At 57.4% G+C, this 24073-nt stretch carries 20 protein-coding genes; 12 read left to right on the top strand and 8 right to left on the bottom strand.

The window, feature by feature from the left end; translation table 11 throughout:
* Positions 1–33: 33 nt before the first annotated feature.
* From EP166_RS13490 to dinB, 5 genes are all read right to left on the bottom strand, one after another.
* Positions 34–738: a DUF6064 family protein gene (locus EP166_RS13490; protein WP_127557796.1), complete on the bottom strand. Its 705-nt coding sequence runs from the start codon at positions 736–738 to the stop codon at positions 34–36.
* Positions 738–1673: an aldo/keto reductase gene (locus tag EP166_RS13485; protein ID WP_246026293.1), complete on the bottom strand. Its 936-nt coding sequence runs from the start codon at positions 1671–1673 to the stop codon at positions 738–740. The genes EP166_RS13490 and EP166_RS13485 overlap by 1 nt, the downstream gene beginning before the upstream one ends.
* Positions 1674–1787: 114 nt before the next feature.
* Positions 1788–3950 carry a TonB-dependent receptor gene (locus EP166_RS13480; RefSeq protein WP_127557794.1) on the bottom strand — a complete coding sequence of 721 codons (2163 nt, stop codon included), beginning with the start codon at positions 3948–3950 and terminating at the stop codon, positions 1788–1790.
* A 160-nt stretch (positions 3951–4110) separates the two neighbouring features.
* The gene (locus EP166_RS13475; RefSeq protein WP_164743934.1) at positions 4111–4725 is read right to left on the bottom strand and encodes a substrate-binding periplasmic protein; all 615 of its coding nucleotides are present in this window, start codon (positions 4723–4725) and stop codon (positions 4111–4113) included.
* Positions 4726–4947: 222 nt separating this feature from the next.
* Complete coding sequence (gene dinB / locus EP166_RS13470) at positions 4948–6000, bottom strand: DNA polymerase IV (protein WP_127557790.1); 1053 nt, start codon at positions 5998–6000, stop codon at positions 4948–4950.
* A 241-nt stretch (positions 6001–6241) separates the two neighbouring features.
* On the opposite strand from dinB, the gene EP166_RS13465 reads away from it, so the two are divergent.
* The 3 genes from EP166_RS13465 (at position 6242) to EP166_RS13455 (ending at position 9668) form a co-directional block, all read left to right on the top strand.
* Entirely contained in the window at positions 6242–6724 is a 483-nt protein-coding gene (locus tag EP166_RS13465) for a DUF3015 family protein (RefSeq protein ID WP_127557788.1), read from the top strand.
* Between the two features lie 76 nt (positions 6725–6800).
* Positions 6801–8690, top strand: a complete 1890-nt coding sequence (locus EP166_RS13460; RefSeq protein ID WP_127557786.1) for an Lnb N-terminal periplasmic domain-containing protein — start codon at positions 6801–6803, stop codon at positions 8688–8690.
* 93 nt (positions 8691–8783) lie between these two features.
* On the top strand, positions 8784–9668 hold the full coding sequence (locus EP166_RS13455) for a patatin-like phospholipase family protein (protein WP_220432560.1): 885 nt from the start codon (positions 8784–8786) through the stop codon (positions 9666–9668).
* 5 nt (positions 9669–9673) lie between these two features.
* On the opposite strand, the gene EP166_RS13450 is transcribed toward EP166_RS13455, so the two are convergent.
* Together EP166_RS13450 and EP166_RS13445 are read right to left on the bottom strand one after the other, a co-directional pair.
* Positions 9674–11563, bottom strand: coding sequence for a monovalent cation:proton antiporter-2 (CPA2) family protein (locus EP166_RS13450; RefSeq protein ID WP_127557784.1), 1890 nt, complete (start codon positions 11561–11563; stop codon positions 9674–9676).
* A gap of 58 nt (positions 11564–11621) precedes the next feature.
* Positions 11622–11801, bottom strand: a complete 180-nt coding sequence (locus tag EP166_RS13445; protein WP_127557782.1) for a PLDc N-terminal domain-containing protein — start codon at positions 11799–11801, stop codon at positions 11622–11624.
* A 467-nt stretch (positions 11802–12268) separates the two neighbouring features.
* On the opposite strand from EP166_RS13445, the gene rsgA reads away from it, so the two are divergent.
* The 7 genes from rsgA to EP166_RS13410 all read left to right on the top strand — a co-directional run bounded on the left by rsgA (position 12269) and on the right by EP166_RS13410 (position 19355).
* The gene (gene rsgA, locus EP166_RS13440) at positions 12269–13327 is read left to right on the top strand and encodes a ribosome small subunit-dependent GTPase A (protein ID WP_127557780.1); all 1059 of its coding nucleotides are present in this window, start codon (positions 12269–12271) and stop codon (positions 13325–13327) included.
* Positions 13328–13669: 342 nt separating this feature from the next.
* Positions 13670–15529, top strand: coding sequence for a right-handed parallel beta-helix repeat-containing protein (locus tag EP166_RS13435; RefSeq protein WP_164743933.1), 1860 nt, complete (start codon positions 13670–13672; stop codon positions 15527–15529).
* A gap of 110 nt (positions 15530–15639) precedes the next feature.
* Positions 15640–17172, top strand: coding sequence for a glutamate synthase-related protein (locus EP166_RS13430; protein ID WP_127557775.1), 1533 nt, complete (start codon positions 15640–15642; stop codon positions 17170–17172).
* Positions 17173–17436: 264 nt separating this feature from the next.
* Positions 17437–17838, top strand: coding sequence for a GerW family sporulation protein (locus EP166_RS13425; RefSeq protein ID WP_127557773.1), 402 nt, complete (start codon positions 17437–17439; stop codon positions 17836–17838).
* A 54-nt stretch (positions 17839–17892) separates the two neighbouring features.
* A complete protein-coding gene (locus EP166_RS13420) occupies positions 17893–18156 on the top strand; it encodes a hypothetical protein (protein WP_127557771.1) in 264 nt (87 codons plus the stop codon).
* A 144-nt stretch (positions 18157–18300) separates the two neighbouring features.
* The gene (locus EP166_RS13415) at positions 18301–18753 is read left to right on the top strand and encodes a GerW family sporulation protein (RefSeq protein ID WP_127557769.1); all 453 of its coding nucleotides are present in this window, start codon (positions 18301–18303) and stop codon (positions 18751–18753) included.
* Positions 18753–19355: a DUF2953 domain-containing protein gene (locus tag EP166_RS13410; RefSeq protein ID WP_127557768.1), complete on the top strand. Its 603-nt coding sequence runs from the start codon at positions 18753–18755 to the stop codon at positions 19353–19355. The genes EP166_RS13415 and EP166_RS13410 overlap by 1 nt, the downstream gene beginning before the upstream one ends.
* A gap of 126 nt (positions 19356–19481) precedes the next feature.
* Here the strand turns inward: EP166_RS13410 and EP166_RS13405 are convergent, their stop codons facing one another.
* Positions 19482–20267 carry a helix-turn-helix transcriptional regulator gene (locus tag EP166_RS13405; RefSeq protein ID WP_127557766.1) on the bottom strand — a complete coding sequence of 262 codons (786 nt, stop codon included), beginning with the start codon at positions 20265–20267 and terminating at the stop codon, positions 19482–19484.
* 200 nt (positions 20268–20467) lie between these two features.
* On the opposite strand from EP166_RS13405, the gene EP166_RS13400 reads away from it, so the two are divergent.
* Positions 20468–22915, top strand: a complete 2448-nt coding sequence (locus EP166_RS13400) for a chitobiase/beta-hexosaminidase C-terminal domain-containing protein (protein WP_127557764.1) — start codon at positions 20468–20470, stop codon at positions 22913–22915.
* 296 nt (positions 22916–23211) lie between these two features.
* Entirely contained in the window at positions 23212–24051 is an 840-nt protein-coding gene (locus EP166_RS13395; protein WP_246026292.1) for a cytochrome c oxidase assembly protein, read from the top strand.
* The last annotated feature ends 22 nt before the right edge of the window (positions 24052–24073 follow it).

Below are 24073 nucleotides of genomic sequence, written 5' to 3'. Positions count from 1 at the left end.
GCGGGTTACCGCCGTCAGTCACGGAAAAGCGTTTCAGGGGCGGGCGGGTGGTGCCGTGTTAGTGGCGTCGGCCAGGGGTTTGGTTGAAAACAGCGTTGCCAGGGTAACCAAAAGTGCAATCGGAATAACCCAGGCCTCCGGTGTGCCCAGGGTATACAGTGTTAACCCGCTTAAGGCCAAAGCGATTACAGAAATGGGCAGCAGTAACCAGAGGGCTTTGTTGCTGGCAACCATCAGCGCGTACCCCAGAGTGGCCAGTGCCGTTGCATCGGGTGCCAGGCCGACAAACTCTGCACTGCCCAGCGGGCGGCCAAACATCAGGCTGGTAAAGGGGTGAGCAATAACGGCATAAACCAACATCACAAACCCCACTGACCCTCTTGCATCCCACCGGGTCAGAGGCCGATTCAATTGAGGGTTAATACCGACCAGCAGGATCAAACCCGCTTCCAGCAAAAAGAACGGTACCGCGTACCGCGCTGCCCAGTTCACCGGTGCGTAATGAAGCCACAGAAATAGACAGGCACTGCTGATCCAGAACGCAGCGAGCAGCAGGGCCGTCGCGATTTGAACCGCCCGGTGGCGCGACCAGACGCCCACCAACAGCAAACACCCCAGTGCAATTACCGCAGGCAGAAACGCACCGACCAGTGAATTAATCTGATCAAACAGGCGCCAGTAAACCCGTTCTGAGAACAGCATAAAATCACTCAGGTGGTAGCTGAGCCAAGTGTCCATTACAGATCTCGCACGTAAGCGGCCATGCGCTCGCGCTGTGTGGCATCGGGCAGGGGCCCGGCGGCGCAGGCCATGTTTTCCCGCACGTGATCGACCCGGGTGGTTGCCGGTATGGCGCAGGTGATGGCCGGGTGGGATATCACGTATTTCAACAGGAACTGGGACCAGCTTGTGGCGTCGAATTCCTGGGCCCAGGGTGGCAGGGGTTTGCCTTCCAAGTGGTGGATTAACCGCCTTTGCTGAAACGGGCGGTTGGCGATGACCGCAATGCCCTTGTCCATTGCCAGTGGCAGAATGCGGTTTTCGCTATCGCGGTTGAGTATGTTGTAGGAAACCTGAATAAAATCGAGCGGCTGTCCATGCATGACGTTTTCAAATTCGGCATGACGGCGGCTTTCCGAGGTGGTAATGCCAATGTAACGGACCTCGCCCGCGGCTTTCATCCGTCGCAGCAAACGCAGGTGCGATTCCCAGTTCACCAGGTTATGCACTTGCAATAAATCGAAACGCGGCACGCCCCAGCGTTGTTCAGAGGTTTCTATTTGGCTGGCGCCGTTATTGGCGTTGGATGTCCAGACTTTATCGGCCGAAAAAACCGGCGTCGACTCGCCGAGTTTGTTGAGCCCGAAACCCAGGGTGTTCTGAGACGAGCCGTACATGGGTGATGAATCGATCATGCGACCGCCCGCTTCAAAGAATGCCGCCATTACAGCGGCGCTCTCGTTCAGCAAGGTGGTGTCGTTACCGACGTTAAAGGTGATCCAGGTACCCAGACCAACGATGGGCATGGCCTCGCCAGAGGAAGGAATGGCTCGGCTTCGCACGGCGGGCGCAACATCCGCCCAACCACCGAGCGGCAGCATCGATGCCCCGGCCAGTGCCAGGCTTTGCTGTAACAGGTGGCGGCGGGTGAGAGTCGGTGTTATGTCGGTCACGGCTTACCCCGGCGATTAAACAATGGCAGGGGTAAGGGTAGTAGAACTTCAGGTGCTGTGGCGCCCTGGCGAATGCGAGCTCCTCCCGGCGGCTGGCCGGGAGGGAGGGAGTCATTAGAAACTCAGGTCGACTGAGAGGGCTGCTGTTCTTGGCTGACCCTGGGTTAAATACCCGCCTGCCGCTGACGCCCAGTACTGCTCAGCGGTCAGGTTTTCGATGTCGGCGCGCCAGGTGATGCCGACGTTGGTCAGTGTCATGCGGTAGCGAGCGCCCAGGTCCAGTTGCGTCCAGGCATCCACTTCGAGGGTGTTGGCGATGTCGGCGTATTGCGGCCCGTTGTGTTGCACATTGGCCCGCGCAGTCAGGCCATTTACGACCGGAAGATCCCACTCGACACTGGCGACATAGCGGTACGCAGGTACGCCGACGGCCTGGTTGCCTTTATCGGCCGGGTCTGCGGTGTCCAGCAGTTCGGCACTGACCCAGGTGGCACTGCCCAGCAGACGCACGGCAGGGGTGGGTTCACCGTACAGGCTCAGCTCCAGGCCCCGGTTCTGCTGTTCGCCGTAGTTGCCGTAGAGGGTGGTGTCCGGGTCGATGTAAGCCGTCGGCTTGTCGATCTGGTAGAGGCTGACGCTGCCACCAAGGGTGCCCAAATCCACTTTGGTACCCACTTCTATTTGCCGGCTGGTGAAGATTCCGGTGACTTCACCTGCGTTGCCGGCATTGAAAGGCGCAACCGCACCGGGTTGCAGCGCTTCCATATGGTTGGCAAACATCGATACCGCTGGCCGGGGCTTGAACACCACGCCGAAAGCGGGCGACACCTGCTCTTCGGTGAACCGGTTGCTTTCGTTGCCATCGTAATCGAAGTTGGTGACATCAATGCTCTGGTAGCGAGCGCCAAGCGTCACCAGTAGACGGTCGTTGATCAGTCCAAGGGTGTCGGAAACGGCAACACCGGCGTTTTCCGTTCGGCTGTTTACCTTGGGCGAGTCCATGTCGCCCCCGGCAAAAACAGTGGCCGGATACGCCGGGTCGGCCGGGTCGTAAAGGTTGGTCGCGAAAGCCGGTGAAGACATGGTGTAGGCCGACCGGGTCTTGCGCGATAGATCCGAAACGGCGAGGTTTAACTGGTGACTGACCGGACCGGTGATCAGACGACCGCGCATGCCAGCCAGAGCCGACAAGGTGTTGGATTCGAAGGGGACCGTTAACCGCGAAGCCGTGGCGTCACCGTCGGTATTGCTGACTTCCGGTGAGGCGTATTCACCGAACTCATCGGTCCGGTTGCCGCCCAGGGCAGCGAAGACCGTCCAGTCGTCACCTATGTCGTATTCACCACGGGTCATGGCAAACAGCGATTCCATGGTCGACGTCACCCAGGAAGGGGTGTAGTTAGCGCTATTTTCGGGCGCATCGGGAATGGCCGTCAGGCCGCTGCCAATGTAGACCACCGACCGGCCCTCATCGACCTCCTGGTTCTGATAACCGATGTTGACCAGAGCCCGTGCCCGGTTGCCTTCATAGTCTAGCGCCAGTGTAGCGGCGGTGGACTCCCGGCGTTCTGCGTCGATGGCAGTGTCACCCTGGCCGTGGTTTAAAACCAGCCGGCTGCCCCATTGTTGTTGGCGGCCAAAGCGACGACCGACATCGGCGCTGGCATCAAAATAGCTTGCGGATCGATAGCCCAGGCTTATGCCCGTTGTCGGTTCGTAGTCCGCTTGTTTGGGCTCAATGTTAACCGCACCACCAACACCGGTGCCGCCCGGCGCAACCCCCTGAGTAAAGGCATTGGCCCCTTTGAACAATTCAACCCGGCTGGCCATGCTGGTGTCGATGATTTGCCGTGGCAATACGCCGTAGAGGCCGCCATAGGCAACGTCGTCGCCGTAGAGCGTAAAGCCCCGCACCATGAAGGTTTCGGCGTAGTTGCCATAACCGAAACCGGTTTGCACGGCGGCATCGTTGCGGAGCACATCGGCGAGCGTGTTGGCTTGCTGGTCTTTGATCAGTTGCTCGGTGAATCCAATAATCTGAAACGGTACATCTTCGGCTTTTTGCTGGCCAAGAACGCCGATGCGTCCGCCCGGTGCGACCTGGCCGCCGGCATAAGGCAATGCTTGCAAGTCACCTTCAACCGGAACCGAGTCGGTGATTTCCAGCGTATCCAGCGTGACGCTGTCTTCAGCCCAGGCCGGGGTAAAAGCCGGTAGCACTGCGATCAGGGCGATGCTAAGTGAACGTACCCGTGTTGGATTCGGGTGTAGTGGCATGTTGGTGTATTCCTTGGAAAAAGGGTTGGCGTTCAAGAGACGCGATAGGCGATGAGCAGGTGTGATTACATTTAATAATCTAAATAATAACAATTATCATATGTGATTATGAAGAGAAGCGGAAGTGGGACGCAGAGTTTCAGGTATGTCTGGAGGCTGGCTATCGGGCGGGCAGACCCAGTTGCTGCCGGTAGGCATTGTGGCGGGCGAGCAATGAACCGTCCTGCTCCATCTGCAGTAGAATGCGGGTGAGGTCGGGGAGTAAGTGCTGGTGGTCGCGGTGGATATAGTGATAAACGTTGATGCTGGCCAGGGGTGTTTTGAGCCGGTGAATATCCGATAGACCCATGTCGATGACGAAATACTGGGCCGACAATTCCGGGGAAATGGCGGCGTCGATTCGGCCCTGGTTCAACAATTGAATCAGTTGTCGGGTCTGGTTGACCTCAACCCACTGCACGTTTTCAGGCCAGGTCAAACCAAAAGTCAGGCTGCGCAGTCGGCCCAGCCGCACGGTTTCCCGGTTCAGTAACGCTTCCCGGGTTGTTGGCTCGCCTTTTACGAAGGCGGTGATGTATATCTGGGTCAGCGGCACCGGCACTTGAATGAGATCGGGGTTTCGTTGCTGGTGGCCGTCTATCTGAGCCATGACGGCATCGATATCTCCGGCGGCGATCATGCGGCTTTCGCGTGCCGTCGGGATTCCGACGAAAGTGACGGCCTGCCCCAGTTGTTCATACACCTCGGTAAACAACGGCATACCAACCTGATTCACAGCATTACCGGGAATTGCGGATACGACGAGAGGCCTGGTGTCAGAAAGGCACGTTGATTGTAACCCCGACACCAGCAACAAGGCCCAAAGGCCGTTACGAACGAGTGTTGTCCGGTGCAGTAAGACCCCAATAGGCATAGGCTGACTACGTTGACTGCGTCTATGAAAGGTAGCACAAGCTATACGGAGGGTTCTTTGATCGGGGTTTCTTTACCTGAAAAGTTACCACAGTGGCAATTGTGCCGGAGCGTCCTGGTGTGGCACCTGGCTCAGCCGGTACCCTACGCCCAGCAAGCGCACCGGGGCGCTGCGCCGGTGCCAGGCTTCGTCCAGCAGGGCGTTGAAAACAGACGCATCCGGGGCGGTATGGCTGTGTTCTGCCGTGGTTTGCTGAAAATCATTGAACTTGACCTTTACCACGGCCCCTTCAATGCGATAGCCGGTCAGCCGCGCAAAGCGCCGCTCCAGGTCGTCGATCAGATCGGGCAGGGCGTTGCGGCAATGCTCCAGGTCGGGCAAGTCCTGAGCGAAGGTGTTTTCGGTACTGACCGACTTTCGCTGACGCGTCACCTTAACACTGCGCTCGTCGCGCCCATGGGCGAGGTCCCACAGCCGTTGCCCGAAGCTGCCGTTGCGTTCCAGCAGGGTGCGCAGCGATTGCTGGCGTACATCGCCGCAGGTGTAAAGCCCCTGGGCGTGCAGCCGCTCGGCGGTGCGTTGCCCGACACCGTGGAGTTTGGTGACCGGCAAGTCGAGCACGAAGGCGTCTATTTCATTGGGCAGAATGACTTTCAGGCCGTCCGGCTTGTTCCAGTCGCTGGCAATTTTGGCGAGAAATTTGTTGGGTGCCACGCCGATCGATACGGTTAGCCCCACCTCCTTTTGGACCGCTTCCCGAATTGCCTCTGCCATGCGGGTGGCGCTGCCCTGGCAAGCCGGGCTGTTGCTGACATCCATATAGGCTTCGTCGAGTGATAACGGCTCGATCAGATCGGTATAGCGCCGGTAGATATCGAAGATCTGGGTGGAAACCTCCTTGTATACCTCCATGCGGCCGCGCACCAGGGTCAGGTGCGGGCACTTTTTCAGCGCCATGGCGGTCGACATGGCCGAGCGAACGCCAAAAGCGCGCGCCTCGTAGTTGCAGGTTGCAATAACCCCGCGCCGGTCCACCGCACCCCCGACGGCGATGGGGATGCCGCGCAATGCCGGGTTATCGCGCATTTCAACGGCCGCGTAGAAGCAATCGGCATCGCTGTGGAGGATTTTTCGCATGGTGTGGCGTCGGGTGATTACAACAGAACGGAAAGTATGGTCAGCAACTGTATGGATGTCCAGTCAGTCGGGCTGGTTATTCTGTAATCAGTCGGGCAACCAAGCCGGTCTTTTTTATGATTTCGATCACAAATGCCAGCGGCGGCAAGCGACCCGAAAGTAGGCCTTGGTTACACTCCGCGCGCCTCGGAATGAGGTGTTAGTTTCTTTTATTAAGGATATTTCGTTAAGGAGAAGTACCATGAAAAAGTTGTTGCTTACCGCTGGTTTGACCGTTGCATTGTCGGGCACCGCCATGGCCGGAAGTGGCCCGGGTTGTGGTTTGGGGTCGATGATTTTTGCGGAAAAAACCGGAACCTTTAACCATGTTCTGGCCAGCATCACCAACGGCATTTATTCCAACCAGGCCTTCGGTATGTCTACCGGCACCCTGGGTTGCGATTCAAGCCAGTCGATCGAATACACTCAGGTTGCGGCCTATCTCGACACGAACCTGGATCAGGTAGCGGTCGATATGGCGCGTGGCGAAGGCGAAGCACTGGACGGTCTGGCAACCCTGCTCGACGTACAGGCAAGCGACCGCGCTGCCTTTTCTGCCGCCGCACAAGCCAACTTCACTCGCATTTTCCCGTCTGCAGACACAACGCGCGAAACCGCGGTTGATTCACTGATGGCGGTGCTGCGTGAAGACCAGAACCTGGCCGTGTACGCACTGAACGCCTAAACCCGGCGTTGTTACGGGGAGTCGTCGGCTCCCCGGTTTCCCCTTCCCTGTATTTGTTATTCAAGGCTTTCTTACCGTGAAAACCGGAGTTGCCCGCACCCTCGGTGGTGCGCTGGTGTTGCTGCTACTTGGTTCAGCTGCAACCGCTACCAGTACCTCATTTAACACCAGCTGGATCCATTGGGTTGAACAGAACCGCTTGTACCATGACGATGGCTGGTACAAGGTCATGCATTACCGGCACATATCGGGCGGTGCGCGCAGCGATGTGGAAGATGCCGACTTTTTCTTTGCCCCGGCCGGCCGGTTCGACCCGGTTGCGGAGCTGTTTTCAAGCGTGCGCGCCTTCATGACCGACACGCCCGAACTGGGCGATGACGCTGCTCAGTGCCGGTACCCGCGCCGCTTTGAATGGGTGCTCGAAAATTTTCCCGAAGACATTGTTTTCCCGCAGGTTGAGTGCCCGGCTCTGTCTGCGTTTATTGAACAGTCGGCGCCCTCGGGCATGACGTTAGTTTACCCCAACGCCTATCTGAACAACCCGGCGTCCATGTTTGGCCACACCTTTGTGCGCATCGACGGGCACAGCGGGGGCGAAACCCGCAACGCTCTGCTGGCATTAACCGTCAGCTACGGCGCCGATGTGCAGCCGAATGAAAACGGCTTTGTTTATGCGTTTAAAGGGCTTACCGGGTTGTACCCGGGGTCGGTGCGTTCCCACCCCTATTATCGACAGGTGCAGAATTACAACGAACTGGAATCCCGGGATATCTGGGAGTATCCGATGAACGTCTCGCCGGCCCAGGCCGAAACCTTTATTAAGGCGGGCTGGGATTTAAAAGACATCAACATCAATTACGCCTACCTGCTGGAAAACTGCTCCTACCGGTTGCTCAGTTTATTGGAAGCGGCATTTCCCCAGTACGATCTGGTCGACGACTTTGATGTGTATGCCGTGCCCGTCGATACCCTGCGAACTTTGGGGCGTGCCGGCCTGCTCGAAGCGCCACGGTTCCGCCCTGCCATTGCTAGCCGCATTCATTTTCTGGCCGGTGAACTGGCACAGGCACAGGTTGAACTGGCGCAACGCCTGGTCGATGACGCCGTCGCCCCGGCCGATACGGAAGCACTGGCACAATTGCCTGCAAAGCAGCAGCGGTTGGTGGTCGATCTGGCGTACGAGTATTCGCGCTTTAAAGCCAAAAAAGAAAGCTCGGGCATGGCAGAGGTATCCTATGGCCTGTTGCGCTTGCGCGCGCAACAACCTGCTGGTCAGTTAACGCCGCCTCCGGAGGCCTGGCCATCGGAACCCATGCAAGGGCATGGTGTTCGCCGTGCTGGCGTTGGCCTGGGGTACGGGGCCGATAACACCGTGCATGCCCGGTTCCGGTTTCGCCCGGCCTACCACGACAACTACGATCGGCAGGCAGGCTTTCTCGAGAACGCTCAGGTGAATGCCTTGCAAGCCGAAGTGCGGTTATCGGTCGACGAAGGCGACGCGGCCGATCTGGCACTCGACCGGCTCGACCTGGTCGATTTTCGCTCGCTGAATCCCTATCACGCCATGACGCCCTCGCTGGCCTGGGCGGGTCGTTTGGGCTGGTTGCGCCAGGGCCCGCAGGAAAAAGCCCTGCCGTTCGGGGCCGACATTGGCCTGGGAAGAGCGGTAAGCACGGGAAGCAACAGCCTGGGCTTTCTGCTGGCGACGGCCGAAGCCACAACCGCTCCGCAACTATTGGCCGGGCTGCACGCGGGCTGGCTGGTCGACGTTGCCGCTCACGATCGCTTCGGCCTCGAGGCGCGCATAGCCCATGATGTGTTGGCGGAAGAACCCTCGGCCACCCTGACCGCAACCTATAACCGCGTGCTCTCAACCCACCGCGCCGTTCGCTTTCAGCTGGCGGCGAAAACCCAGGGCCAGACACTGGAAAGCAGCGCCACACTGGACTTCAACTGGTACTTTTAACCGGGCTGCGTTGAGCCTGTGGTCATACTTCTGTGCTAGGCTCGTTGCAAAGGCTGCTAATGCAGGCCGTGATTTCATGCCGAGGAACACAGAGTGAAGAAAACGTCCATGGCGCTTGGCAGTGGTGGTGCCCGCGGTCTGGCCCACATCGGTATCCTTCGGGCGCTGCAAGACAGCGGTGACTACCAGATCAGTTCCATCGCCGGTTCATCCATTGGTGCGCTGGTTGGCGGCCTGTATGCGGCTGGCAAGATGGACGACTACGCCGACTGGGTCAGTGAGCTGTCGCTGGGCGAAATCTGGAAGCTGCTCGACTTTTCCTATTCCCGGGTCGGCCTGTTCAAGGGCGACCGCATTATGGATCGCCTGGCCGAACTGGTGGGCGACACTCAGATCGATGACCTCAACATGCCGTTCAGTGCGGTGGCGACCGATATTCAGAAACGGGAAGAAGTCTGGATCACTCAGGGGTCCATGTTCGAGGCCATTCGTGCCTCCATCGCCATCCCCGGTTTCTTTACCCCGGTACGCCGGAACGGCCGGTTGCTGGTCGATGGTGGCTTGCTGAGCCCGCTGCCGATGACACCGCTGTTGTATCACGATGCCGAATTCAACGTCGTCGTCTCCCTGAACGGTAACGCGCACCAGCCTGAGCCGAAAAAGCCCGTGCCGGACGAAGCGGCGGACCCGCAGGATGAGCCGTCCAACAAACTGCTGCAATGGTTTCAGCAAACCCGTCAATCGCTGGGGTTTGAAAACGAAAACCAAAGCAACTCGAACTCGGTTGTCGATATTTTTGCCCAGTCGGTAGAAGCCATGCAGGACCGGATTGCCCGCTACCAGCTGGCGGCGTTCGAGCCGGATCTGCTGATTGAAGTGCCGGTCGATGCCTGCGGCATTCTGGATTTTCACCGCGGTAAAGAGATGATCGATCTGGGGTACGAGTTAACCCAGCAGGCGTTGAAAAACAAAGGCTAGTGCGCTCAGTTGGACCGGGATAAATCAGGGGGTTCATCCTCAAGGTCGTCTTCCGTGGCGTCCGGGTCCGGTTTGCGCAACTGGTGTTCCCATTCTTCCATCAATGATTTCACGCGTTCTACATAAGCCTTGTTCTGTGCAATCGGCGTGTTGATGTCGTACAGGCTGGCCAACTCAACCATCGAAGCACGATCAATCGCTTCGAAATCAGCGGCCATTGTCTGAGCTCTGGCTGCATCGTACCCCAGCGCCTCGAAAGCAGATCGGCCCATGCGAATGGAGCTGTCGTAGGTTTCCCGAATGATGTCGCGGCAGCCAATCGACCAGAGGTCATACACATGCATGCGGTCGCGCGCACGGGCCAGCACATGAACGTTCGGGTAAGTGGTAATGATGTAGCGCGCCAGTTCGGTGATTTTTTCTTTGTCGTCAATGGTGATCACCACCAGTTTCACATCGTCTATGTGAGCGGCTTCGAGCAAATCTGGCCGGGTACCGTCACCAAAGAATACCCGCAGGCCGAAAGCGCGCAGCATCTCCAACTGGGATGAACTGTAATCGACGACGGTGGTTGTGACGCCACCGGCGCGCAGCATCCGGTTAACCATGCCACCCACCCGCCCGTGGCCGATGATTAACACCTCGCCATGGTCGGTAATGTCATCCATCTTCTCTTCCTGGCCGTGTTCAAAACGCGGCACGATGAAACGGTCGTAGACGATGAACAGCGCTGGGGTGATCACCATCGAGAGCGCTACCACCAGCAACAGCGGGTCGGCGATGGCTTGCGGTATGACCGAATTGGCCACGGTAAACGACAACAAGACAAACCCGAATTCACCGGCCTGCGCCAACCCCAGTGCCAGCAACCAGCGATCGGCGCCGTTCACGTTGAACAACCGGCCAAGCACGACTAACACACTGGCTTTCACGGCAATCAGCAGTGCCGTTAAACCCAGCAGCGCGAGCCAGTGCTCGCCCAGTAAATCGAAATTGATGCCTGCGCCAACGGTCATGAAGAACAGACCCAGTAGCAAGCCTTTAAAGGGCGCAATGTCCGATTCCAGCTCGTGGCGATATTCGCTGTTGGCCAATACAACGCCGGCCAGAAACGTGCCAAGCGCTGGCGACAACCCCACCAGCGACATCAGCAGCGCGATGCCAATCACAATCAGCAGTGCCGCTGCGGTAAACAGTTCGCGTAACCGTGCCAGGGCAATGAAATTAAACAGCGGCCGGGTCAGGTAGTTGCCGGCCACCACGACCAGGGCGATTGCCGTCAGTGTTACCAGGGCGGTTTGCCAGCCATTCAAGCCAGCCACTAGGCTCAGCGTTGCGCCGTGGTCGTCGGCTGCTGCGTGGGCGGCACCCCCGTCGAGACCCGCAATGGCGAGCAGGGGCAGCAAGGCCAGCATGGGGATGACGGCAATATCCTGAAACAGCAACACCGAGAAGCTCGACTGACCGCCGTCGCTTTTAAACAGGCCCTTTTCGTTCAGTGTCTGCAACACGATGGCGGTGGACGACAGCGACAGCACCAGGCCGATCGCCAGCGCCACCGTCCAGGGTTGCCCGAGCAGCAAGGCAATACCGGCGACAGCCAGCGTTGAGAGGGTGACCTGCAACCCACCCAGCCCGATCAGGCGGTGACGCATGGCCCAGAGCTTTTTAGGCTGCAGTTCCAGACCGACCAGGAACAGCATCATCACCACGCCAAATTCGGCAAAGTGTTGCAGCGAAATGACATCAACATGCAGCAGGGTCAGCAGCGGGCTGATCACGATACCCGCAATCAGGTAACCCAACACCGAGCCCAGCCCCAAACGAGTGGCCAGCGGCACTGCCACGGCGCCTGCACACAGAAATACGAACGCCATCAACAGGAAACTGGTCATCAGCCTGATCTCTCAGCAGTAGGGTTAGGGTTGGGTCGGTTTGCAGCCTGACCTGTGGTCAGCGTTTGGGGCCGAGCAAAAACCACAAAATAAAGCCTACAAACGGAATCAGCAGCATAATGAGTATCCACAGCACCTTGCTGCCCGTTCCGGCGCTGCTTTGCGCCGTCTTTAGAATGCCGTAAATCACACAGATCAGTAGAATCAGGCCAAAAAAGCCGCCGACTTCAATAGACATGGTTGTCTCCGTTAATGAGGGGTCCATAAGTTTGCCGTTACTGCGGGCATTTAATGAGCCCACAATAAACGAGGAGGCAACGGACTGGAAGGCAAAGCTGGGTAAGGGCCGGAAAAGAGCGGGCTCCAGTCACCGGGTGTCAGCGGAACCGGAAAATGTCTTTTGCCACCGCGCGCTTTGTGGCAATATTCAGGGCTCGGGCCAACGCCCGACGATTCATTATCAACAGGAGGATTTCATGTCTCATACTCTGGCAATTGCCTGCCCGGCGATTCGGGCCTGATTCGACTGATAACCGCCTGATGGTGTCTTAATACGTGCTGGGGGTCTTTCCCGTGCACGTGTCGATTTCCCGATTCGCCCAACGTTACCCCGGTAGCGCAGCCTGATGGTTGCGTATTGGATTGTTATTGCCTGATGTGTCGGATCGCCGGCGCGTGCCAGGCTGAACGAAGGCATGGAAATCGATGAATACTCCTATTTCGCTGGCCGAACTGGGCTGGCGTCCCTTATTTCAACAAGCCCTTACTCTGGACCAACTGGACAGTGGCGTTATTGCGCGCGTCCTGGGTGTCGACCGGGACCGCCTGCTGCTGCGCGGTGAACAGTCCCAGTGGCACGAGCCGCTGGAAAAACGCTGGCACGATGTGGCGATTGATGAGCGCCCCACCGTGGGCGACTGGGTCTGGTTGCAGCCAGACATACCCGGTACCCTGACGTTGCTGCCGCGCCAGACGCTGTTGCAACGGGTTGCCTCAGGGACGGAACCTAAACCGCAACTGTTAGCGGCCAACATCGATACGCTGTTGATTGTGTCGTCCTGTAACGCCGACTTTAACCCGGCGCGGCTTGAACGCTATCTGGCACTGGCGATGGAGGCGGGTGCCATGCCCGTCTTCGTGCTGACCAAAGCCGACTTGAGCCGCGAGGTCGACCATTACCGGGAGGCAGCGCAAACGCTGCATGCCTCGACGCCGGTGGTGGTGTTGAACGCACTCGATCGCAGTGCGGTTGATCAGTTGAAACCCTGGTTGGCTCCCGGACAGACGGTGGCCATACTCGGCTCCTCTGGCGTGGGGAAAACCACGCTGACCAACACCCTGCTCGGTGAAGGACGCTTCAGCACCGCCGGTATTCGCGAACAGGATGCCAAAGGGCGGCATACCACCACCGCCCGCCAAATGGTGCACCTGCCCGACGGCGGATGGATCGTCGACACACCCGGCATGCGAGAGCTGCGACTGGGTGATGCCAGCGACGGCATTGATCGCGTCTTTGATGACATCGTCGAACTGACCCGACACTGCCGGTTTGCGGATTGCCAGCATCAGGGTGATCAGGGGTGTGCATTGGCAGCGGCGTTAGAGCAGGGAACGTTGGATCCGGATCGACTGCAGCGGTTCCTGAAACTCAAACGGGAAAGCCAACACGCCCAGCAAACGGTGTGGGAACGACGCAAACGCTACAAGGCATTTGGGAAGATGGCTCGAAGCGTGCAAAAGGCCAAGAACGAGAAAAAACGGTGAGATTGTGTCAGTGTAAATAATGAATCTCACCCTTACAGGCCGGCAAGGATGTCGGCCTTTCTTACACCTACCAGTGGTTGTTTTTTCAACCGGATTTTCCATACCGGTAATGCATTGATTTTATTGGAAACGCTAGCAGCTGGCTTGGGAATTGCTGGGTCCCAACGAATGTGTATGCTCGTTGTAGCCCGTGGTATCTGCTTGTTGTGAGAAGGGTTGAAAGTACATTCATATTAACCCGATGAATGACAGGAAGTAGACCTCATGGTGTTTCGAAAAATAACGCATGCACTTTTTTTGGTAATGCTCCCCCTAGCCGTTGCTCACGGGGCAACCCTGACAGTGACGACCACCAGCGATACCACGGCCAATGACGGTGTGTGCTCGTTGCGCGAAGCCATCAGCTCGGCGAACAGTAATGCGGCCTCGGGCGCCGCCAACGGTGAATGCCCGGCAGGGGATTCAGCCACCACCGATCGTGTTGTCCTGCCCGCCGGCACCTTTAATCTGAGCAGTACGCTCACGATTGCCGAAGACCTCGTTCTGCAAGGCGTGAGTAAAACGGACACTGTGCTGGATGGGGGTAACTCAGTCCGTGTACTGAACCTGGCCAGCGGTGCGGATTTGGAAGTCGTTCAGCTGCGAGTTGCCAATGGCAGCACAGCCAGTCCGGGGGCGGGTTTATACGCGACCACCAACTCCGTCGTGACGATTCGGGACAGTCAATTCAGCGGCAATGCCTCCACAGGCACTGGCGGTGCCATATTTTCGAACTACGCATTTTTAAACGTCTACGACAGCACATTCACCAACAATTCCGGATCCAGTGGTGGCGCAATCTATGGTGATTACAGCACGGTCACGATAAGAGGCAGTTCATTTTCCGGTAACTCGGCATCGAATAGCGGTGGCGCCATTTACAATGAGTATGGGCTACTCGACATTAAAGCATCCAGTCTCACCAGTAACTCGGCATCCTCAGAAGGTGGTGCCCTTTTTTGTTATGACTACGGTGTGATTGAACTTGAAGATGTGACACTGACCAGCAATACAGCGGGCGGTGATGCGGGTGCTATCTATATGGAATATTACAGCTTGCTGACGGTACGCAACAGTCAGCTCGATAACAATTCGGCAGGGTCAGATGGCGGTGCAATCTACGCCTATTATTCAGCGACGGTAGATCTGGTCAATACCCGTGTGTCCGGCAATGAAGCGTCGTCCGATGGCGGTGGCTTATACATTGACGAAGGCACGCTGAACGCTCTGGACAGCCAGATAGACAACAACATCAGTGGTGACCAAGGCGGTGGGTTCTACCTGGATTATCCTGGCAGTGCATCGCTCACAGGTACGTCATTGATGGGTAATACCGCTGCCAATGATGGAGGGGGGGGTTACCTCTATTATGCGCCACTGACGCTCTTTAACGTCAGTATTGGCGACAACACAGCAACATCGGGCGAGGGCGGCGGAATACACAGCGAAGCAGGGCCGATGCGAATTGAACAGTCGATTCTCAGAGACAATGTCGCCAACTCCGGAGGTGGTGGCATCTATGCGGATGACCAAGTCTCAATGACACTGACCAACACCACGGTCAGTGGCAACAGTGTCAGCAATGGCGACGGTGGCGGGCTTTACCTGGACTCGAGCATTCAAGCAGAACTGCGCAGCGTTACTCTCGTTGATAATGCGGCTTCCGGGTCAGGAGGCGGTATTCACAAGGAAGATACCGGCTCACTGCTCGCCTACAACAACAGCATTATCGCCGGCAATACAGCAACCTCGGATGCCGATTGTGCAATTGAACAAAATACGCTGTCACGCGGTTTCAATGTGCTTGGCAATGGCACCGGCTGCCCCACTCAGGCGACCGACCAATCCATTAACGCACCGGCGGTATTTGACGACCTGCTTGCGCCATTGGCTGGCAACGGCGGACCTACCCTGACACACGCCCTGGTCGCAGGAAGCATTGGCGACAACGCGGGCGATAACGACAACTGCCCCGACGTGGATCAGCGCGGTACACAGCGCCAGCAAAACGGTCGCAGCTGCGACGTTGGCGCCTATGAGCGGGTCAACGCAGCCAGCAGTTCCGGTGGCGGTGGTGGCAGCATGGGGGGGTGGCTGGCTCTGCTGGGTGTTTTACTCTTGCTCGGCCGAAAGGCTGGCTTGCGCTCTGCTGTTCAACACTAAGCGGGCCGGAGTCGTAAAAACGGTATCACTCCTGGGGCCAACCCAGGCAAGAGTCGGAACCAGCGTCTAACCTTGTGAGGCGTTGATCCGACCTTTGCATTGGAGGCCCCATGGCTGAGCAACCCCTTATTGCCGCTAAAAAACCCGCGAAAGTAGAATTGGAGCAGGGTGAATCTTACACCTGGTGCCGTTGTGGGCGCTCTTCCAACCAACCGTTTTGCGACGGTTCCCACAAGGGTACCGGCATTACGCCCGTTACCTTCAAGGCCGAATCCTCCGGTGATGCCTGGCTGTGCCAGTGCAAAGCCACGGGTGATGCGCCGTTCTGTGACGGTACCCATAAAAAGTTGACTGACTATAGCGAGGGCGACCCCTCTCCCTCGATGATTCAATCCGGCGCACCGAAAGCCGAGGCGACGCCGGAAGAGCCCACCGTGGCCCGCATTCACGAACTGGCTCGCGATGGTCTGAGCAAGCTTGGCCACCACGGTGAAATGGGTGCCATGGGCGTGCCGCGCAAAGACCTGCCGCACTGGGATGACCTGCAAATACTACCCGCCCAACTGGCCCGCAAACCCCTGCTGGACGATGCAGAGGTGGATACCCGCACCGTCATCGGGCCCCGTGCAAAGAACCCGCTTGTGCTCGACATTCCGCTGTTTGTGTCCGATATGAGCTTTGGCGCCCTCTCAGAGGAAGCCAAAGTCGCTCTGGCCAAAGGCGCCGAGCTGGCGGGCACCGGTATTTGTTCGGGCGAGGGTGGCATGCTGCCCGAAGAGCAGGCTGCCAATTCCCGGTATTTCTATGAACTGGCTTCGGCCCGTTTTGGCTGGGACATCGAGACCGCGGCCCGGGTTCAGGCCTTTCATTTTAAGGGTGGCCAGGGTGCCAAAACCGGAACGGGCGGGCATTTGCCCGGTAATAAAGTCACCGACAAAATCGCCGAAGTCCGTGGCCTGAAAAAAGGAGAAGACGCCATTTCTCCGGCCACCTTCACCGACCTGGTGACACCGGCAGATTTCAAAGCCCTGGGCGATGAAGTGCGTGAACGCTCGGGGGGTATTCCCATTGGTTTTAAGCTATCGGCCAATCACATAGAAGCCGACATCGACTTCGCGCTTGAGGCGGGTGCCGATTACATCATTCTCGATGGCCGGGGCGGGGGAACCGGTGCTGCTCCGCTGATATTCCGCAATCATATTTCAATCCCCAGCATGGCGGCTCTTGCTCGCGCGCGGCGACACCTCGACCGTACGGTCGGGCGGGATGTCACCCTGGTGATCACCGGCGGTTTGCGCATGCCAGAAGACTTCGTAAAAGCCCTGGCGCTCGGTGCCGATGCTGTGGCGATCGCGAACTCAGCCATTCAGGCAGTGGGCTGTGTGGCCGCGCGAATGTGCAACACCAACAATTGCCCCGCTGGCATCGCCACCCAAAAACCCGAATTACGGGCGAGGTTAAACGTTGATGACGGTGCTGAACGTCTGGCCCGCTATTTAGGCGCCAGTGTCGAATTGATGCAGGTGCTCGCCCGTGCCTGCGGCCACGCACGCCTGGCCGATTTCGACTCCGAAGACCTGACCAGTTGGAAGCGGGATATCGCGGAACTCACCGGCGTTCGCTATGCCGGCGTAGGGTATTAAGGCGACAAACAGAACGTCAGGCGCGTAGGTCGGGGCCGTACCGGCCCTGCGCCGTTGTTGGAGCGTCAGCTTGCCACACGGGCTCGTAGAGCAGCCATGTTCGAGACACTGGTTTATGTAGGTCCATTACCGTAAAGTGACTTTTTACAGGGGCGCTTCAGGTTAGGTTCCGTCACGCTGGGACAATCGCTGTCGTGATGTGCTTGAGGGCAGTTTGAGCGAACACTGGCTTAGTTTCATTGAATAGCGCGCAGGGAACACAGTATGCAAAATGTAGACGATTTATTGAAATCAACCATGACTGAGATCGAGCGGGTGCTTGATGCCAAGACAGTGGTCGGTCCGCCCGTCACGCACGGAGACACCACCGTTGTCCCACTGGTCAGTGTTGGGTTCGGCTTTGCCGCCGGTGGCGGCACGGGTAATTCTGCCTCAGGCGACAAGGCCTCCGGAAAGGCCGAAGGTGGCGGCGGTTTGGGTGCCGGCGGCGGCGGGGGCGTAAAGCCCGTGGCCGTTGTCATCATTGAAAAAGACTCGGTACGCCTGGAGTCCATCAAGGGAACCGCGATCACCGTGATGGAAAAAGTCGTTGACGTTGTTGACAAGGTGGCTACCAGGAGCCAGAACAAGCGCAATAAAGACAGCGACGATGAAACGGCTGACTGAAGAGCGAAGCACTGCTCCAGTGTTGTGCATACACGTTACGACCGCATGAAGCCAATGACTGGAATCAGAGTCGGCAAACCGGTCGTCGTGGGTGATGTCACCATCATTCCGCTCGTCAATGTTCGCATTCAGAGTCTGGCGCAGGCGGGTCGCTACTGGTTTCATGGGTCGGCCGACCCGTTTGCCGTCGTTGTTGTGTGTCAGGGAGTTGTCAGTGCTGTCGATATTGAGTCGGGGGAGTTCCCGATTGACGAACTGATGACGACAGTACCCGACCTCTCGGCCGTAATTCAATCATCACAAGATGCCCGTAGCTGAATGCCAGGTTTTGCTCGGGGTTCCGGCACCAGGAAACTGACTGTTTAAACCGTTGATCCATGCAACTCGCAGGTGTCGGATGAGCCAAACGAGGTCGGGTCGACACAAACTGTGGAGCACAAAGTGAAAAACCTTGATGACCTTATGAAAACAGCCGTAGGTGAGATGGAGCGCCTTCTTAACGCCAAAACGGTCGTAGGCGAGCCCATCACTCACGGCGAAACAACCATAGTCCCGCTGACGAGCGTGGGGTTTGGATTTGGCGTTGGCAGTGGTTTCGGTGCCTCAACATCGAGTGATTCGGGCGAAGGCTCCGGCACAGGGGTTGGCGGCGGTGGAGGCATTAAACCCGTTGCGGTGGTTATGATCGAGAAAGACACGGTCAGGCTCGAGAACATCAAAGGCAGCACGGTATCCGTTGCTGAGAAAGTGGTTGATCTGGCAGATAAAGTAGCAACCAACAAGCTAAAAGCCGACGATCAGGCAACGGACGACAGTTCAGAGAGCAAGCCAGCATCCAGTAAGGCTAAGCCCCGCAAACCAGCGTCAAAAGCCCCCTCCCGAGCGAGAAGCAGCAGTCGTAGCAAAAGCGACTGATGGATTGGGTGCTGTTGTTTGTTTGGGTGTTGCTGTCGATACTGATCACCCTGGTGGTGCTGTTGGCCGTGCCATTGGAATGGCGGTTCACTGTGGAACTCGATGAAGATCACCGCAGCGCAGACAGCCACATCCGATGGCTGTTTGGTCTGGTGATCATTCGCACAAGCAATGAACCCAAGTCTGACACCCGCGAAAAACCCGCCAAGCCTAAAAAACGCAAGCCTAAGCGAAACCGGCAATCGCTCCGGCGCGTGTTATCGGTCGATGGGTTTGTTGGTCGCCTGCTAACACTGATTCGGCGTATCGTGTCGGCCATTCATATTGAACACCTCTCTGTACAGGCTCGACTTGGGCTGGGAGATCCGGCCGACACAGGCCAGTTGTGGGGCGTGATCGGGCCTGTGGCTGGCTTATTGTCTATTCCCAAAGCCACTCGAATTAACATAGAACCCGATTTCTTCAACGAAGTACTGGCATTACAGAGCAACGGTCGTCTTCGGGTAATCCCACTTCGATTGGTTGGTCTATTGTTGGGCTTTTTACTGTCATTGAACACATGGCGAGCCTTTCGTGCCATCAAAGCAGGCGCCCGTGCATAGTTTTCAGGTTTAGCCTCTAATGAGCGTGTGAGAGCGGTTGAGTCAGAGCGTTGCGGTGTGATGTCTGGGTTTCTTTGTCGCTGCTCCAACTACCTGCGTTGGTGAGGTTCTGTCACATCCGGCCCGCTAGTGTGTCTGACCGTTCAACCACAACCCCAATAACCCACTGCGCCCGCGCACGTTCAGCTTTCTGCATAAGCGGGCACAATAGGTGTGAACGGTCGATTGGGTGAGCCCTAACTGGTCAGCGATTGCTTGCTCGGTTTCCGTGCTGAGCAGGGCTTCCAATACCCGGCGTTCCGCAGGGGTCAACGGTGACTCAGCCACTTTGAGGCCGTATAGCGTTGCAACGCGCTGATGAAACCAGGCCATCGGCCGAACGGCGGTTTCAACCAGTTTGATGTCGTTGCTGGAAAAACCAGGCAGCGCTGGGTCCATTCGGTGAAAGGACATCCAGGATTCAATGTCGTCACTGAGAGGGGTTGTGACGTAAAGGCCATCCACGATGCCGTGTTTTGCGAGCAGAGACTGGTAAGACGATCCGTACCGATCATCGGAAACGATACCGGCTTGCAAGGTGCCGATCCGAAACGTCCCGGCCTGGCTCATGGCAGAACCTACCGTTGACGCCGGGTCGAGCGATTCCATCAACCGGTATTGGTCCATTTTTACCTGTTCCATCAGGTTTTGCTGGCTGGTGCTGTAAAAACCGGCGGAGCGCCAACCGGCCATCGGGTTGCCCGGTTCGTGTCGGTGCATGCGCACAATGCCGCACCACCCTGCCACCTGCGCATTGAGTAATACCGACAGTTCATCCAATGCCCAATGCAAGGCTTCGCTGGTTTGGCGGGCGTCAAACCGGTGCAAGCGATCCCAAAGGTGGTGAATGCTTGCCTGATGAATCGGCATCATGTCGGTGTCTCGTCGTGAGGGGATAAACCAGCGTTAGGTTGCATCATATACCACCCCACCCGACCAGTCTCTGTTTAGGGACTGTTCGGCCAGGGCGGCTGCCGATAGTGTGGGAGCGTCTGCAACTGAAGCCATTCCGGCTTGTTGTCTGTTGGTGGTGCCCGGGTTGAGTTCGGGCCTGTAAACCGGAGCTCTCCCTCATGATTAACCGTTTTTCCCTTGCGTCTGGCCAACTGGTACGGGCGTTAGTGGTCGGTATTGCCGCGTTACTTGCACTACCGGCACTCGGCTATAACTACCCACCCATATCGCAGTCGATGTCTAACGGCGGATATAATCTGCCCATCGGGAAAAGTCTCGGGCAGAGTTTCACGGCAACGGCCAGCGGCAACCTGGAGAGTCTGGGCCTGAGCACCAATGGTGCCTATTTGGACGTTGAGCTGTATAGCGGTTCAGGGCGCGATGGCACGCGCTTGTACCGGAGGTCCAATGTTTTTTTTACTAACGTGGCGCCAGGCTCCGTTAATACACACGAGCTTACACAGAATATCCTGGTTGAAGCGGGTGAGGTTTACACCTGGGTCATTAAGAACGTATCGCCTGCAGTATATGAGGCCCGGTTTATTCATTCTAATTATTTTACCGATGGCGGCACCGACATAGATGCCTACCCCGCCGGTGAGCGGTTTGTGTTTGACCCGGCTGGGCCCTACCCGGAATCAGACCTTGTTTTTCAGGTGGTTATTTCGACCGATCTCGATATCGAAGGTCAGGGTGTGTTGATACAGGATGGTGACACGACACCTGCTGTTGCCGATGGTACCGATTTTGGTGCCCAGGAAATTCGGCTCGAAACCGTGACCAAAACCTACGAAATAACCAATGTTTCAGGCAGGACGCTGACCCTTAGCGGAGCATCGATCACCAACCCGGACTATTTCAGTGTCAGCCGCCAGCCGGCAACGACACTGGCCAATAATGCCAGCACGAGCTTTGACATCACCTTTGCACCGGTGACGATTAATAACAACGCAACGGCGCAAGTTACCGTTGCAAGCACTGGCATACCCAACCCCTATACGTTTTCCGTGAAAGGCGTGGGTTTGCGAGACACAACCCGCCCGGCTCCGGTGATTACCGGTCCTGACGCTATTCTAACCGGTCCGTTTTCAGTAGAGATTGATTTTCAAGAGCCAGTTATCGGCTTGGAACCAAGCGACTTTACTGTTTCCCGGGCTCGGGCAAGCGGCATGTCGTCACTGGGTAATGGCCGCTACCGTCTTAACATCATCCCCACCGGTGGCAGCCCAATTAGTGTGTATTTAGCGTCAGAACAAGCCACTGACCTGTCTTTGAATAACAACCTGAGCTCAAATGCCTACTTTAAAACCTATGTGGAGCGGTTTGATTTTGAGGATGAGACGGGTGGCGCATTGACGTCTCCGGTGGTGAACGCGGGCGAGCGTTTTGCGTTTACCCTGGCGCTGGGCAGTGGCGACTTTGATGTCAGCCCCGTGACGAATGAGTATGGTGCTTCCGGCACCGTCAATACCGTCAACAACCGAACCTTTCAATTCGTTCCTGCAACACAAGGCGCCTTTGCAGGTACGTACGAAATTACGCTGACCGACGCGGTGTCGGGCTGGTCGGACACACTGGAAATTCGAGTACCTCTGGCACTCACGTTGTCTCGTACCGAATTGCTGGATCGGGGCGAACGTGCACAGGCGGATGTGACCGTCACAGGCGCGAGCCCAGGCACCGCGATTTCATTGGCACTGGCCAGCGCGGCGACAGAGGCTTTGCCGGTGTTGGCGCAAACGGAACTGACCTCGGCAGATGACAGCCCGGCGGGTCATCCGGCGGCCACTATCTTAACCTCTGTAGCCTTGCCGGATGTCGCCGTCGAATTCGAGATAACCGCATCCGCCTTCGGCTACGTATCGGGCGAAGCAGCGGCGGAGGTGGTGCTAACGGCCGAATATCGCGGCCGTGTGACCGACTATTTGAACGGGCTCGATGAGGTCTCAGTAAGTGTGCTTGCCAGCGAAAACGATGCGGTTCAACTCGACGAGCTTGGCGCCCCTTACCAGGCACAAACAAATGCGCTGGGTGACTTTACTCTGGCCATTCCCGACGCGCTGCGGGCAACGCCGCTGACCTTGCAATTCGTTAAAGACGGTTTGGCTGTGTTAGCGATTGATGCCGGCGACTGTCTGACAGACCCTGATGGTTGTGACGTTGAAATGGTTTATTCACAAGCCGCGATTGCGCCTGCATTCGATCAACCGACGGGCCTATATCAGGACCAGGTCATCGTGGAGCTCACCAGTGCCACCGAGGGGGCTACCATCAGCTACACACTCGACGGCAGCGTACCGACACCAGCCCATGGTCAGTTGGTCAACAGCGGTGATGTCGTCATTCTTCGAGAATCGGCCGTGATCAGTGCACTGGCGTTTGCTGAAGGCCTGGCACCCTCGGCGGTCAGTCAGTCCGGTTATTTGATTCAGAAAACACAGGCCCCTGAAGAGCCGGAAGGCGAAAACAGTGGCAGCAGCAGTGGCGGCAGTATGAGCGCCTGGTTGAGCTTGCTGGCTCTGTTGCTGCTCACCCATACCCGCTATTACCGACGTTATAGAGCCTAGTATCGGTATCGGTCGGGGTAAACTGCGTATCCGGTTTGTAAGATACGCAGTTTACCGCCGGGTTTACGTAATAGTGCAGGATGTTTCTGCACCAGATCTGACCGCTCGATTCACCCATCCAGTCCAACTTGACGGTCGTTAGTCAGAAACGTAGCCTCAGCACACCCGATGTGATGTCAGCGAACGAGCAGATTGCCAGGCACCTCTGCGTGCCATGAGTGCCATCGCCTCATCTCAACACACCTCTCAGGCGCCAACGGTTGCTGGTGCCTTGCCTAGACCAGCCGGGGAGCGTTTTGCTGGATTATCTGTCGTTACTGTTGCCCTACGAGTTCTCCTGGCTCGCTATTCTGTTTTTTGGAACAGCCAGTGTTCTGTACGCGAACGGACAACGCGTGCTGGCGCAATCGGGTGAGCCTGTGGCCCGGTGGCGCAGCGTGCTGTTCTGGCTTGGGCTGGCGCTGGCCTACATTGTGATGCACACCCGGTTCGACTATTACGCCCAGTTCATGTTTTTCATTCATCGCATTCAACACCTGGCGTTGCATCATGTAGCGGCGATACTGTTAATGGGCGCGAACCCCTGGCGTGCGCTGGCGGCCGGTTTTCCGGACGGTAGTGCGAAACGGTGGGTTGCCCGCCTGCTGCAGTCGCCCCTGGTTCAATGGCCTTACCGGTTCATTCAGTTTCCGCCGGTTGCTGTGTTGGTGTTTGCCGGACTTATCTTTTTCTGGCTGACGCCCAGCATTCACTTTACCGCCATGCTTAGCCAGCCGCTTTATCTGCTGATGAACTGGTCGATGTTCATCGATGGCTTGTTGTTCTGGTGGTTGATTCTGGACCCTCGTTCCCCGGCCCTCGCCGGTACGCTCGGTTTTGGCAAGCGAATACTGGTGATCTGGGCGGCCACGGTGCCGCAACTGGCGCTGGGCGCTTACATCGTAGGTGCGCCACACAGCCTGTATGACATTTACGAAGTGTGCGGCCGGGCCTGGCCGATCGCCCCGCACGACGACCAGGTACTGGGTGGGCTGTTCACCTGGATACCGCCCGCCATGATGGGCGTGCTGGTGATGGTGGTGGTACTGAGACGCTTGCTGCATCAGTCGGACAACGACGGTGTACAGCCCGCTTGAAGGCTAGAGAGGAATCACTTGT

This window comes from Saccharospirillum alexandrii, from assembly GCF_004000275.1.
Taxonomy (GTDB): domain Bacteria; phylum Pseudomonadota; class Gammaproteobacteria; order Pseudomonadales; family Natronospirillaceae; genus Saccharospirillum; species Saccharospirillum alexandrii.
This window is presented reverse-complemented; position numbering and strand designations above follow the sequence as displayed.